This window comes from Flavobacterium sp., assembly GCF_036405015.1.
GTDB lineage: Bacteria > Bacteroidota > Bacteroidia > Flavobacteriales > Flavobacteriaceae > Flavobacterium.
This window is the reverse complement of the sequence record NZ_DASWYK010000197.1, coordinates 1-15111: the sequence shown is the minus strand read 5'-3', so window position 1 is coordinate 15111 and position 15111 is coordinate 1. Positions and strand designations below refer to the sequence as shown.

The following is a 15111-nucleotide window of genomic DNA, read 5'->3' as shown; positions in this document are numbered from 1 at the left end:
ATTCCCTTGTACAATCAATTTAATATAATTTAGTCATGAAAACGAAATTACTTTTAATAGCGTTCACAGCATTAGTTTTTGGTTCTTGTGCAGCACAAAATCAAACTACAGTTTACGCAAAAAATTCAGATATCAGCGATAATTTAGATTTAAGAGCCGTTGCTTCGATGTTTGGAGAATCTGCGAATCTTCAAGATTTTGAAAGAAGATTAAACGATCCTAAATATCAAATTTCAAACTTAGATTTAAATGGCGATGATCAGGTTGATTATTTACGTGTTATTGAATCTGTTGAAGACAGAACTCACGTTGTAATTATTCAGGCAGTTTTAGATCGTGATGTTTATCAAGACATTGCAACTATCGATGTTGAAAGAGACAATTATAACAAAGTAAGTGTTCAGGTAGTAGGAAACTCTTATTTATATGGCGCAAACTACATTTATGAGCCTGTTTATAGCGTTGTTCCAGTAATTTACACCTCATTTTGGGTTACCAATTACAGACCTTATTATTCAACATGGAACTGGGGTTACTATCCAACTTATTACACAGCATGGAGACCTTACCCTGTTTACAGATACAGAAATAATGTAAATGTTTGTATTAATGTTCACAACAGCTACAATTATGTAAATGTTAGAAGAAGTTACAGAGCACCTGTAATCTACGAAACAAGACGTACTTATGGCTACGAAAGAATGAGACCAAACTACAGCTTTGCAGAAAGACATTCTAATGTAAGCAACAGATATGATTTGGATCAAAGACGTGTATCAAGCAGAGAGACCAATAGAAATTCATACAACACAAACAGAGGAAACACGGCAAGACCTACATATTCTGACAATAGAACTTCAAATAGAAATTATGCCGACAACAGAAGTACAACAAACAGAGGTTCTGTAGAAAGAAATAACGGATCATATAACTCTAACTCTACCAATAGAACGGTAAATAGAAATACAGAAGGTACTGTAAATAGAGATTATTCAAACAGAGGAGACAATTCTGTTAGAGCTGAAAATACTCCAAGAACTGAGTCTAGAAACAATACTTATTCTAGAGGAAACTCTGAGAACAGAGGTAATTCTAATCGAGAAATGTCAACTCAGAGATCAGAGAATTCAAGAAACTATTCTCAAAACAGAGTTAGCACAACACAATCTGCTCCAGTTCAAAGAACTGAAGCACCAAGAAGCAATTCTGAAAACAGATCTAGTTCTAATAGAGATTATTCTGCTAGACCACAAAGTCAACAGCGTTCAGAATCTCCAAGAGTAAGTCAGGAATCTAGAGGTGGAGGACAATCTCAGAGAGAAAGCGGTTCTAACTCTAGAGGTGGCGGAAACGGAAGAAGAGGATAAACAATATATTTTCAATTAATTTAAAAGCACAATTTCACAATTGTGCTTTTTTTATTTTTAATTATAATAGCTGCTAATTTGTTTTAAAACAGTAAATTTGCAACCGTCTTTTATAAAAATATACATGAGCGCATCGCATAAAAACTTACATAGTAAGTTGTCTATTGGGGGTTTATTGATTACTTTAGGGATTATTTATGGAGATATTGGAACCTCTCCATTGTACGTAATGAAGGCTATTTTAGGTGATCACACGATCAATGCCGACATTGTTCTAGGTGGTATTTCTTGTGTTTTTTGGACGCTGACTTTACAAACTACAATAAAATATGTACTTATTACTTTAAGTGCAGACAATCATGGAGAAGGAGGAATTTTCGCACTTTATGCTTTAGTCAAGAAAACAAAAATTCAATGGCTCATTGTTCCCGCCATTATTGGAGGAAGCGCACTACTCGCAGACGGAATTATCACACCTCCAATCTCAATTTCATCTGCTGTAGAAGGAATTCGAGCATTTTATCCAACAATGCAAACGCAAACTATTGTTTACATTGTAATTACAATCTTATTTGTTCTGTTTACAATTCAACAATTTGGAACTAAACTCGTTGGAAAATTCTTTGCTCCAATGATGTTAATCTGGTTTGCTATGTTAGGAACATTAGGTACAATTCAAGTATTGAATTACCCAGAAGTAATTAAAGCAATTAATCCATATTACGCTTATCATTTATTATCGATCCATCCTGACGGTTTCTTTGTTCTTGGATTCGTATTTTTATGTACAACAGGAGCCGAAGCTTTATATTCTGACATGGGCCACTGTGGAAGAAAAAATATTAGAATCAGCTGGATGTTTGTAAAAACAACTTTAGTTTTAAACTACTTTGGACAAGCAGCTTATTTGATTCATCACGAAGGAAGTACATTACAGCAATTAGGAGGAGAAAATGGAAATCCATTTTACTTAATTATGCCACATTGGTTTTTACCATTCGGAATTGTGGTTGCTACTTTAGCAGCAGTAATTGCTTCTCAAGCATTAATTAGTGGTTCATTTACTTTAATTAATGAGGCTATGCGTCTAAATTTCTGGCCAAAAGTAAAAATCAAATATCCTACAGAAGTAAAAGGTCAATTATACATTCCGTCAATCAACTGGTTATTGTTTTTTGGTTGTGTTGGAATTGTTTTACACTTCGAAAAATCAGGAAACATGGAACATGCTTATGGTCTTGCGATTATTCTCTGCATGATCATGACAACTATTTTATTGAATTATTACTTAATCATGAAACGTGTAAAACTGTATTTCATGGTTCCGTTAATTACCATTTATTTATTAATTGAATTTAGTTTCCTAATTGCCAATATCACCAAATTTGCAGAAGGTGGTTACGTTACACTAATCATTGCAAGTATGTTGATTTCTGTAATGACGATTTGGTATTTGGCTAAGAAAATTAACAAAAGCTACACTAAAGTTGTCAAAATCGATGACTACAAACAAGTTCTTGTTGAGTTAAGCCAGGATTTATCTATTCCGAAATATGCTACGCATTTAGTTTATATGACAAATGCTAATCGTGTTGATGAATTGGAGGAAAAAATCATTTATTCTATTCTGCAAAAGCGTCCGAAAAGAGCTGACATTTATTGGTTTGTTCACGTTAATATTTTGACAGAACCTTATAAAACACAATATAAAGTAACTGAAATTGCAAAAGATGACATCTATAGAATTGATTTCAATTTAGGTTTTAGAGAACCAACCAAAATCAATTTAATGTTTAGAGAAGTTATTAAAGACATGGTAAAACGTGGCGAAGTAGATATTACCAGCCGTTACGAATCTTTAAACAAAAACAATATTATTGGAGATTTCAAATTTGTATTGTCTGAGAAATTTCTATCCAATGACAATGATTTAAGATGGCACGAAAACATAATCATGAACTCTTATTTCTTCATTAAAAAACTGAGTTTGTCTGAAGAAAGAGCATTTGGTCTGGACAGTAGCTCTGTTAAAGTAGAGAAATTCCCAATGGTGCTTCACGCTCCTGAAAATATTGGATTAACGCGTATTGTTTCTAAAGAATAATTAGCATCAAAAAATATTTCAAAAAAACACTCTTAATTAGAGTGTTTTTTCTTTTAATGAGAATCAGAAATAAGATTCACTATTAAAAATTTAACTTTCAATCAATTAATACTACCTTTGCACTTCAAATAAATAAAATGAGATTACACAGAAATTTAGTTTATACGACAATCGATTCTTTGAATGCTATTTTCAATGAAGGAGAATATGCGGACAAAGTTGTAGCTAGAGCATTAAAAAAAGACAAACGTTGGGGAAGTTCTGACCGAAAATTTGTTGCTGAAACCATATACGAGATTGTTCGATGGAAACGATTATATGCTGAAATTGCAGAAGTTAAGGAACCTTACGACAGAGATAATCTTTGGAGAATGTTTGCTGTTTGGGCAGTTCTTCGTGGATATCCAATTCCAGATTGGAGACAATTGGAAGGAACTCCTGAAAGAAAAATAAAAGGTCGTTTTGACGAATTATCAAAAAACAGAGCACTTAAAGAATCTATTCCAGACTGGATGGATGAATTAGGCGTGAAAGAACTTGGCGAGAAAGTTTGGGCTAAAGAAATTGCAGCTCAAAATCAGCCGGCTAAAGTTATTCTTAGAACTAATACTTTAAAAGGGACAAAAGAAAGCCTTCGAAATACTTTAATGGACTTAAATATTGAAACTGAATATTTAAAAGACCAGCCAGAAGCTCTTGTTTTAAAAGAAAGAGCAAACGTATTTTTAACTGACGCTTTTAAACAAGGTCTTTTTGAAGTTCAGGATGCCAACTCTCAATTAGTTGCAGGATTTTTGGATGTAAAACCAGGAATGCGTGTTGTAGACACATGCGCAGGAGCTGGTGGAAAAACATTGCATATGGCTTCTTTAATGGAAAATAAAGGCCAATTGATTGCAATGGATTTGTATGAAAGTAAATTAAAACAACTAAAATTAAGAGCCAAAAGAAACGGCGCTTTCAATATCGAATATCGAATTATTGACAGCACAAAAGTCATTAAAAAACTACACGAAAAAGCAGATCGTGTTTTAATTGATGCACCTTGTAGCGGATTAGGAGTTTTAAAAAGAAATCCTGATTCTAAGTGGAAATTACAGCCTGAATTTATTGATAACATCCGTAAAGTTCAGAGTGAAGTTTTAGAAAGCTATTCTAAAATTGTAAAACCAGGAGGGAAATTAGTTTATGCTACTTGTTCGGTATTACCATCAGAAAACCAAGAACAAGTGGAGAAATTCTTAAAAACAGAAATTGGACAACAATTTACATTCGTAGAAGATCGTAAAATGCTAGCTTCAGAATCTGGTTTTGATGGATTTTATATGGCACTTTTGGAGCGTAAAGCTTAAGTTTTAAATTTCCAATATTTTTAATTCCAAATTCCAATTTAAAAAGGAAATTCCAATATCGAAAAATCCCAAATTTCAATTAGTTATTGAAATTTGGGATTTTTATTTTCTGGTTCAACTTTGTCAAAGTTTAAAACTTTGACAAAGTTCTCAACGCAAAGTTTGGAATTTGGAATTTTAAACTTCCAAGCTTGGCTTACGAAGCAATTTACCATTTTCGTTTTCTTTAAATTTAGAAACAAAAACTATTTCTTTTGGTTTTTCATATTTTCCTAAAACATCAAAAAAATCAGAAGCAAAATCTTGTTTTTCACCTTCGATAACCAAAACCAATTTTTCGCCTAAAGTAGCATCAGGAAGTCCTGTTACAAAAAATCTACTATTTATCTTTCCAATCAATTTTGCTTCAATCTGCTCCGGAATCAGCTTTACTCCTCCACTATTGATTACATTGTCAATTCTACCTAAAAAGATAAACTGCTGATCATTTAATAATTCTACCAAATCATTTGTTACGATTGGTTCATCAGAAATTGTTGAAACATGAATAACCAAACATTGGCGATCATCCTGAGAAATCTTCACATTTGGTAAAATTGAAAAAACAGAATCCCCTAAACGCTTTGCTGCAATATGCGTTATGGTTTCAGTCATTCCATAAGTTTCGTAGATCTCTGTTTTAAGTGGTAAAAGTTTTTCTTCCAGAGAAGAATCCATTTTTGCACCACCAATAATTAGCTTACGGACTTTATGAAGTCCTTCAATTGAATTTTGAACTTGAAGTGGCACCATCGCTACAAAATCATAAATTGTAGAATTTAGCGCCAACGGATGAAGACTTGGTGCTACGACATCTAATTCTAATCCTAAAATCAAACTGCGCACCAACATCATTTTTCCGGCAATAAATTGCGTTGGAAGGCATAACAAAGCCTTATCTCCTGGTTTTAAATCAAAAAAATCCCCTGTAGCCAAAGCAGATTGTATCATGGCTTGTTTTTGTAAACGAACCACTTTCGGAAGGCCAGTTGTTCCCGAAGTCGTCATTTCGATATAATCTTTTTTATCAAACCAATCCAGAAAGAATTCGCCAATTGACTGTTCGTACGCATCTCCCTCTTTTACATAGCTGTAAGCCGCACGACACAAATCTTTTGCGTTTAAATGATAACCATTTAGTTTAAAATAATTATGAACTTTATGTTGTGTTAAATTTTGCATATTTTACTATTTTACTTCGACTTCCTTAATGTCTCCTGTTAATCTTTCTTTCCAATTGGTCCAGCCGTATTTCTTACTAAAGATAAAAAGTAATATGGGATAAATCACCACAACTGGCAGAATAACATCAATTCCTGCTGAAGGTTCTGAAAGATCTTTAAATATGGAATGAGTCTGGAAAACGGACCAATCAGATGTTACCAATAATGCTCCTATCAGATTATTAGCGGCATGAAAACCAAGTGCGAGTTCCATTCCTTCATCCATCAAAGTAATTACTCCCAAAAAAAGTCCAGTACCTATGTAATAAATCATGATAATATTTCCCATTTTAACCACCTCAGGATTAGCCCAGTGCATCGATCCAAAAATAACAGAAGTCATTATAAGCGGAAACCATCTGTTACGTGCTAAATTGGCAAATCCCTGCATCAAATAACCTCTAAAAACATATTCTTCTGTACTGGTCTGAATCGGAATTAGAATCGTTCCTAAAACAACCAAAATCAAAAACGGAGTTAATTTAAAATTTAATTCAAAATGTTCAGGAGATTTAAGATATACAAAAAGAAAACTCAGTATAGAAAAGAAAGTCCATAAAAGAAAAGAGAAACTAATTCGTTTCCAGTCTATTTTTGGCCGTGAAGTCGTAACTGACAATAAAGTCTGATGATGAATAAACTTTACCACAAAATAAATTCCTGCAAAGGCAAAAACAAAGGAGATCATTACTAAAAAAAGCGTGATATTAGATTCAAACATTCTCATAATATCATCATTTGTCGTCGGCATAGCCTTTTTTTCAACAGCTGTTTTATAAAATACAGCAACAGTAATCGGAATTTGCCCTACAAAAGAAGCTGCAATTATAAAAACCGAGCCCAAAAGATATTTCCAAAACTTATTTTCAGGTTTAATTCCTTGCTCTAAAAACATAAAATTTTAATTTTAAAAAAATGAGAATTCAAAATCGATAAGTTAATCTTACTTTTGACACTACTAAAGTACCGCTTTTTTATCTTTCGAGATTTGAAACCCTTAAATATAACAAAATGATACAAATTTACCATAATCCGCGATGCGGAAAATCAAGAAACTGTCTTGCTTTTATAGAACAATCCAATCAGGAATTTGAAATTATTCCGTACTTAACAGAAACACCTTCTTTTGACGAATTAAAAGTATTATTGAAGCAGTTAAATCTTGAACCACTTCAATTAGTTAGAACCAAAGAAAAAATCTGGATAGAAAATTTTAAGGACAAAACTTTGACTAATGATCAGATTATTACAGCAATGGTAGAAAACCCTATTTTAATCGAACGTCCTATTGTTGTAAAAGACGGAAAAGCCATTATTGGAAGAGATCCAGATTTAGTTGCTTCTTTTTTAGATTGATTCTAAAATATTCTATTAACATTTTTTTGTGAGTTCTCTCTTTAAACCAAAAACTACATTTGCCGTCTAAAGAGAAAAAGAAACCAGAAAAATGAAAAAAATCAAATTTGCTGTATTACTTGTATTCTTGTTAACAAGTTTTTACAATTACTCACAACAAGGTCCAGGAGGCAATAAGGTCAAAGTCACCGGAAAAGTGTTAGAAAAAGTAAGCAAACAACCATTAGAATATGCAACAATTTCGATTACCGCACCTAATAACACTAAAGTTATTGCGGGTGGTATCACAAATCCTAAAGGAGAATTCGAGGTTGCTGTTGCACCTGGAACTTATGATATCAAAGTTGAATTTATTTCATTTAAATCAACAGAAATCAAGCAAAAAAGTATTCAGGGAGACACCAATTTAGGAGTTGTAAATCTATCTGAAGATGCTGCACAGCTGAATGAAGTTGTAGTTCGTGCAGAAAAATCGACTGTAGAAATCAAACTGGATAAAAAAGTTTACAACGTTGGACAAGATATGATTGTAAAAGGCGGAAGCGTAAGTGACGTTTTAGACAATGTACCTTCTGTTTCTGTTGATACAGAAGGAAATGTTAGTTTAAGAGGAAGTGACAATATTCGTATTTTAATTGATGGAAGGCCTTCACAAGCCATTAATATGGCCGAAGCTTTAAGACAACTTCCTGCCGATGCAATTGACAAAGTTGAAGTTATTACAAATCCATCTGCACGTTACGACGCAGAAGGAGGTTCTGGAATCATCAATATTGTGCTTAAAAAAGGTAAAAATCAAGGTTTTAACGGAACTTTGATTGCTTCAACAGGTTTACCTGAAACGTATGGTTTAAGTGCAAATGTCAATTACAAAACAGAAAAACTAAACTATTTTACAACAGCTGGATACAATTACAGAACAAATGAAGGAGCTGGTAAAACAAATTCTGAGTATTTAGACGAAAACAAAGTCACACAAAACTTCTTAGACGAAACTCGTGATACGAAACGTATTAGAAATGGATTTAATGGAAGAGCTGGAGTTGAATGGACAATTACACCAACTACTTTTTGGACAAACGCTATTAATTACCAAAAAAATACTGGTGACGACCGTGATTTGATCAATTATTACAATTATGACGCTTCTCGTAATTTTACCGGAACAACTTATCGTTTAAACAACGCTGATACTGGTAGTGAAAACGTTGAATTTACTTCCAACTTAATTAAAAATTTCAACGACAAAGGACATAAACTTACTGCAGATTTTTCTATTTCCAGAAATACAGACGACAGTAATAGTGTAATTGAAGATTCTCCGAGATTTGATACAACTTTAAACGATCAAGTTCAAAAACAAGTTCTTTTTCAAGCTGACTATGTTTTACCATTAGGCGAAGGAAGCCAATTTGAAGCTGGTTACAAAGGAAGTTTTGGTGATCTAAATAACGTTTACAACGTTACAGATTATCAAGGTACCGTAAACCCTAATTTATCGAACACTTTAGAGTACAAAGAAAACATCAACGCACTTTATACTCAATATGGTTTTAAAGTAAATAAATTCTCTTATTTATTTGGTCTAAGATGGGAAGACACAAATATCGAAGTTAATTTATTAGACAACAGTAATTTCAATACTAAAAAATACAACAACTTATTCCCGAGTGCATTTATTAGTTACGAAATTTCAGATCAGAGTAATTTCTCAGCAAGTTATAGCAAACGTTTATCAAGACCAAGAGGTCGTTTTATGAACCCTGCTGTAAACTATGCAAGTAATATCAATATCTTTCAAGGAAATCCAGATTTAGATCCTTCTTTGACAGATAAATACGACATTGGTTACATCAAAAGATGGGATAAAGTAACTTTCAATACATCAGCCTATTTTGAAGACACAAAAGACGTTTTCAGTTTTGTGAGATCTCCTACAGGAGATGAAGTAAATGGAATTCCAGTAATCAAAAGTTCCCCTATCAACTTAGGAAGAGAACAAAAATTTGGTTTCGAATTCACTTTCAATTATACCCCATTCAAATGGTGGAAATTAAACAGTAACTTCAACTTCTTTAATGTAAAAACAACAGGAGAACATAGTTATATAGATACTCAAAATAACGAGATTGTTCAGAATTTAGACAATCAGGCTAATTCTTGGTTTGCAAGAATTAATTCTAAACTTACATTACCTTATAAAATTGACTGGCAATTGACAGGAATGTACAACGGAGAACAAAAAACAGCTCAAGGTAAAAACTTAGGCCAATTCGGAATGAACACTGCTTTCAGTAAAGATATACTAAAAGACAAAGCAACAATTGCTTTCAACATTAGTGATGTTTTCAATTCTAGAAAAATGAGATCTTATACATATTTAGACAATGTAAATTCATATAGCGAATTCCAATTCCGTAAACGTCAATTCAATTTATCGTTCACTTACCGTTTCAACAAACCAAAAGGCGAAAGAGATAAAAACGCCCAGCCAAGAAATGACGGCGGCGGAGATGGCGGTGGAGAATTCCCTGGATAATATTTTTTAAATTCCAATATTTAAATTCCAAATTCCAATCCTTAAAAATTGGGATAAATTCCAATACAAAAAAATTCCAAATTCCAATTTAAAAGTTGGAATTTTTTATTACAAAGAAACCCGACAGATTTTAAAAACCTGTCGGGTTTAAATATGTTGAATCAATTGGAATTTGGAATTTTCTATTTGGAATTTCCCAAAGGATTGGAATTTGGAATTTAAATATTGGAATTTATTTTTTTGCACAAAAAAAAGGACTCGTAAAAACGGGTCCTTTTTTTATGACATCAATCTAAAATTAAATAGATTGTTCTTCTTGTCTTCTTTTAGCTCTTTTTTCTTTGAACAGTTCCCAGCTAGCGCCCGTAACCCAGTAAGATACGAAACCAACTAAGAAAAACATTAACCAAAACCCTATAGTTAGTATGGTTAAGAAAAGTAAAAAGCCTAAGTACTGTGAAAATTCAAACATGTTTTCCGGAATTTTTGAATGTTACGACAAATGTAGCGTATATATTTTTTCTCAGCAATAAAATCTAAATCAATTTTCGTTAAATAACATTTATCCGTATATTTATACTCATTTTAAATAAGCTTTTTTTTGAATGCGAAACCTTTTAAATAAAGAGATCTTAGAAAACCATAATAATTTTCAGGAGCAATTTCCTGCTGTCCGCTGTATTCCCGATAAACAAAAACTACGGCTAAAAAGCCTTGTTTTTCTAAATCGGGAGATGCCGCTTCCATCAGGGCTAGGAGACTCATTTTCAAAAGAAGCTTCAATTTTTAATTTTCACAAGTAACATTCACATTTTTTCAAATAACATTTTACATACAACAAAATGAAATACAGAATAGAGAAAGACACCATGGGCGAAGTTCAAGTTCCAGCCGATAAATATTGGGGTGCACAAACGGAACGTTCTAGAAATAATTTCAAAATTGGACCATCAGGTTCCATGCCGAAAGAAATTGTAGAAGGTTTTGCTTATCTGAAAAAAGCAGCGGCTTATGCTAATTATGATTTAGGAGTTCTTCCAATCGAAAAAAGAGATGCTATCGCTGCAGTCTGCGACGAAATACTAGAAGGAAAATTAGATGATCAATTTCCTTTAGTAATTTGGCAAACAGGTTCTGGAACACAAAGTAACATGAACGTAAACGAAGTTATTGCCAACCGCGCTCAAGTTCTAAAAGGTTTTGAAATTGGAGAAGGCGAACAATTCATCAAAGCAAATGATGATGTAAACAAATCGCAATCATCAAACGATACTTTCCCAACAGGAATGCATATTGCGGCTTACAAAATGGTAGTAGAAACCACAATTCCAGGTGTAGAAAAACTACACGCTACATTAGCAAAAAAAGCGATAGAATACAAAGATGTTGTAAAAATCGGTCGTACGCATTTAATGGATGCAACCCCTCTAACACTTGGACAAGAAATTTCAGGTTACGCAGCACAATTAGCTTTCGGATTAAAAGCTTTAAAAAACACTTTAGCCCATTTAGCCGAAATCGCTTTAGGCGGAACTGCTGTTGGAACTGGTCTGAACACTCCAAAAGGCTACGATGTAAAAGTTGCTCAGTATATCGCGGAGTTTACCAAACATCCTTTTATAACTGCAGAAAATAAATTTGAAGCGCTAGCTGCACACGACGCCATTGTAGAAACTCATGGTGCTTTAAAACAATTAGCCGTTTCTTTAAACAAAATCGCTAATGATGTTAGAATGCTAGCTTCTGGACCACGTTCTGGAATTGGAGAAATTCATATTCCTGAAAACGAGCCAGGCTCTTCTATCATGCCAGGAAAAGTAAATCCGACGCAATGTGAGGCTTTAACAATGGTTTGTGCTCAAGTAATCGGAAATGATATGGCAATTGCTGTTGGAGGAATGCAAGGTCATTACGAATTGAATGTTTTTAAACCAGTAATGGCAGCAAACTTTTTACAATCGGCACAATTGTTAGGTGATGCTTGCGTTTCATTCGATGAACATTGCGCTCAAGGAATTGAACCGAACCACAAACGAATTAAAGAATTAGTCGATAATTCATTAATGTTGGTTACGGCTTTAAATACTAAAATCGGTTATTACAAAGCTGCTGAGATTGCACAAACCGCTCACAAAAACGGAACAACTCTTAAAGAAGAAGCCGTTCGCTTAGGCTATGTAACTCCAGAAGATTTTGATACTTGGGTGAAACCTGAGGATATGGTTTAATCTAAGACTCTAAGGTTCTAAGTTACTGAGGCACTAAGATTTTGAGATACTAAGTTTTCATTTACTTAGTACCTCAATATCTCAGTAACTTAGGATCTTATTTTCCATCTACATAATCCTGTAAATAACTAAATCTCTCCGTCAATTTTCCGTTTTCTGTGATTTTGGCACGTTTTAAGATTCCATCTTTGTCTCCGTTGAAGAAAGCAGGAATTACGTGTTCCATAAATTGTTCCCCAAAACCTTCACTTGCATCTTTCGGAATTTCGCAAGGAAGATTATCAACCGCCATCACGGCAACTGCGGCTGGATGAAAGAAATCTACTTCTCTGTCTTCTAACGGAAAATAACCGTAGAAAGGTTCTGCAATAGTAGAAGAACGAACGGTACTAGCAATTGGACCATTTACATCGCAAGAAATATCGGCTACAACTTTCAATTTACAGTCGCTGGCATTCAACATTTCTTTTGTTAAAATCATCGGCGCATTGTTTGCATGAAAATGTCCCGCAAAATAAATATCAGACACTTTTGTGAATCTTTCAAAATCAGATTCGTATTCTTCTGGGTGATTCACAAAATCGACAAAATCCAAAACCTGACCGTCTTTTCTTTTGTTGTATTCTAAAACATCAAGCTGTACATAAACGGCTTGTGCATATTTTTTAGTTAAATAATTATCGACTGTAATTTCTTTTACTTTTATAGCATCCAAAATTTCTTTAGCTCCACTCCCCACCTTTCCTGTTCCTGTCACTACAAATTTTAGTGCTGGCATTATGATGCGCTTTAAATGCTTTATCAAATCCTCTTTACCTGAAAGTGTTTCTGCTTTTGGGAGTTTAAACAATTCGTATTTCATTCCGAAAGCTCTAATTCCGTTATAAACACCAACCATTCCAGCATATTTACCAAAGCCAATTAAACGACGATCATGTTCATCAACAATAGTTTCGTGATCGTATAAATCAATATTTTTTTCTAAAATTGCCTGAAGCAGCTTTCTATTATGAGGTTGTTTTTTAATGGTATGTGAGAAGAAAAAATAAGCCTTATTCGGAATTAGATTTTCATCAGGAACTTCCTTTACACCAAATAAAACATCACAGTCTGAAACATCGTCAGTAACAGTAATTCCCATGTTTTTATAAGCATCATCAGAAAATATCCTGATATCAGAGCTTTCCACTTTTACGTTAGCTTCATGATAAAGTTGTTTCAACTTTGTTAATTCATTTGGAGAAAATACAACTCTTCTATCCGGCGGATTTTTTCTTTCTTTTATGATTCCAAATTTCATTTAAACCTGATTTAATATTTTGAATAATATAACTTTTTACAATGTATTTGTTTCAAATATAACAAATTTAGTTAAATTTTTGTTTTAAAAATTCGATTTAAAATGTTTTAAATCTGTTAAAAGCTGAAAAACAAAGAAGTAATTTTTACACTTCTTAAAAAAAAGTTAAAAATCACAAATAAGAGCCTCAGAACTGAGAAAACAACAAAATTGAATTCGATATATTTGTTTTTAAAGAACGATGCAAATGATTTTCCTTAAAAAAACAAAGATACCACAAATACTTTTCTCTGTACTAGTTTTAAGTTCTTGTGGTCAAAACAAAAAAACAACAGAAGAAACTACACAAACAGTCGAAGATACATTACCTAAAATGAAGCCGTTAGGCGCTGAACCAAAAGTTTCTCAGGCCTTTAAAAATTCGGTTGTTGGCAGAATAAATCACTTTTATAATAAAAACTGGCCCAACAACAATATGAACGGAAGCTTCTTAGTTGCCAAAAATGGACAGATATTATTTGAAAGATATAATGGCTTTGCCAATAAAAATGAAAAAACCGAAATAACTCCCGAAACACCTGTACAAATTGCCTCTGTAAGTAAAGTGCTAACAGCAACAGCAATTTTAAAACTGGTAAATGCAGGTAAAATAGATTTAGACCAAAAAGTCAACACGATTTTAAAAACCTTCCCTTACGAAGATTGCACCATTAGAATGCTTTTAAGCCATCGTACGGGGATGCGAAATTATGCGTATTTTACAGACAGAGACAAATCGATTTGGGACAGACATAATCAGTTGACCAATAAAGACATTTTAAATATTCTGGCAACAAAAGATATTGGTTTGGAATCTAAAACCGGAACACGTTTTAGCTACTGCAATACCAATTATGCAATGCTGGCACTTATTATCGAAAAAATCACAGGCTTAAGCTATAAAGAAGCTATGTCTGAAATGATTTTTAAACCTCTTGGCATGAAAAACACCTATGTTTTTGATGATGATAAAGACCGTAAAAAAATTGTTCCGTCTTATAAAGGAAATGGAGTAGAAATTGGTTTTGATTATCTGGATAATGTATACGGAGATAAAAATGTTTTTTCTACGGCACGGGATCTTTTAAAATTTGACCGAGCTAGACAATCACCAGATTTCTTAAAACCTGAATTATTGAAACAAGTTTATACGGGCTACAGTAACGAACGTAAAGGAACTAAAAATTATGGTCTCGGAATTAGAATGATCAATTGGGAAACGGGACAAAATTTCTATTTCCATAACGGATGGTGGCACGGAAACACTTCATCTTATATTACCTTGATGAAAGAAGGTGTTACGATTATCGCACTTTCTAACAAGATGACCAGAAACACTTATGCGGTTCGTAAATTGGCTCCAGTCTTTGGAGATTATCCTTTTAATTTTAAGGACGAAGAATAACAAAATTTTTCTGAAAATTTTAGCAGAAAGTAATTTCAAATATTCTAAATTTGCAAACTTATTTTTTGGGGTCGACTGGTTTTGACAGCGAGTCGAATTGAACAGTAAGCACGTCGAGCATTGAGACCTTGCTCGTAAATATAAGATCTCAAACTTTTA

At 33.3% G+C, this 15111-nt stretch carries 11 protein-coding genes; 7 read left to right on the top strand and 4 right to left on the bottom strand.

Annotated elements, in window-relative coordinates; genetic code table 11:
• Window positions 1–35 precede the first annotated feature (35 nt).
• From VGE71_RS16895 to VGE71_RS16885, 3 genes are all read left to right on the top strand, one after another.
• On the top strand, window positions 36–1367 hold the full coding sequence (locus VGE71_RS16895) for a hypothetical protein (RefSeq protein ID WP_331139366.1): 1332 nt from the start codon (window positions 36–38) through the stop codon (window positions 1365–1367).
• 124 nt (window positions 1368–1491) lie between these two features.
• Window positions 1492–3471 (top strand): KUP/HAK/KT family potassium transporter, encoded by a 1980-nt coding sequence (locus VGE71_RS16890; protein WP_331139365.1) that lies wholly within the window; start codon window positions 1492–1494, stop codon window positions 3469–3471.
• 137 nt (window positions 3472–3608) lie between these two features.
• Window positions 3609–4823 (top strand): RsmB/NOP family class I SAM-dependent RNA methyltransferase, encoded by a 1215-nt coding sequence (locus tag VGE71_RS16885; protein ID WP_331139364.1) that lies wholly within the window; start codon window positions 3609–3611, stop codon window positions 4821–4823.
• Window positions 4824–5000: 177 nt separating this feature from the next.
• On the opposite strand, the gene VGE71_RS16880 is transcribed toward VGE71_RS16885, so the two are convergent.
• Together VGE71_RS16880 and VGE71_RS16875 are read right to left on the bottom strand one after the other, a co-directional pair.
• Window positions 5001–6044, bottom strand: a complete 1044-nt coding sequence (locus VGE71_RS16880; RefSeq protein ID WP_331139363.1) for an AMP-binding protein — start codon at window positions 6042–6044, stop codon at window positions 5001–5003.
• 6 nt (window positions 6045–6050) lie between these two features.
• Window positions 6051–6980: a CPBP family intramembrane glutamic endopeptidase gene (locus tag VGE71_RS16875; RefSeq protein ID WP_331139362.1), complete on the bottom strand. Its 930-nt coding sequence runs from the start codon at window positions 6978–6980 to the stop codon at window positions 6051–6053.
• A gap of 116 nt (window positions 6981–7096) precedes the next feature.
• Here VGE71_RS16875 and arsC point away from each other — a divergent pair, with 116 nt between their 5' ends.
• On the top strand, window positions 7097–7441 hold the full coding sequence (gene arsC / locus VGE71_RS16870) for an arsenate reductase (glutaredoxin) (RefSeq protein WP_331139361.1): 345 nt from the start codon (window positions 7097–7099) through the stop codon (window positions 7439–7441).
• A 91-nt stretch (window positions 7442–7532) separates the two neighbouring features.
• Window positions 7533–9980, top strand: a complete 2448-nt coding sequence (locus tag VGE71_RS16865; RefSeq protein WP_331139360.1) for a TonB-dependent receptor domain-containing protein — start codon at window positions 7533–7535, stop codon at window positions 9978–9980.
• Window positions 9981–10565: 585 nt separating this feature from the next.
• Here the strand turns inward: VGE71_RS16865 and VGE71_RS16860 are convergent.
• Entirely contained in the window at window positions 10566–10745 is a 180-nt protein-coding gene (locus tag VGE71_RS16860; protein WP_331139359.1) for a hypothetical protein, read from the bottom strand.
• A 77-nt stretch (window positions 10746–10822) separates the two neighbouring features.
• Between VGE71_RS16860 and fumC the strand changes: the two genes are divergently transcribed.
• Entirely contained in the window at window positions 10823–12208 is a 1386-nt protein-coding gene (gene fumC, locus VGE71_RS16855; protein WP_331139358.1) for a class II fumarate hydratase, read from the top strand.
• A 97-nt stretch (window positions 12209–12305) separates the two neighbouring features.
• Here the strand turns inward: fumC and VGE71_RS16850 are convergent, their stop codons facing one another.
• Window positions 12306–13508, bottom strand: a complete 1203-nt coding sequence (locus VGE71_RS16850) for an NAD(P)-dependent oxidoreductase (RefSeq protein WP_331139357.1) — start codon at window positions 13506–13508, stop codon at window positions 12306–12308.
• Between the two features lie 241 nt (window positions 13509–13749).
• On the opposite strand from VGE71_RS16850, the gene VGE71_RS16845 reads away from it, so the two are divergent.
• Window positions 13750–14952 (top strand): serine hydrolase domain-containing protein, encoded by a 1203-nt coding sequence (locus tag VGE71_RS16845; RefSeq protein ID WP_331139356.1) that lies wholly within the window; start codon window positions 13750–13752, stop codon window positions 14950–14952.
• The last annotated feature ends 159 nt before the right edge of the window (window positions 14953–15111 follow it).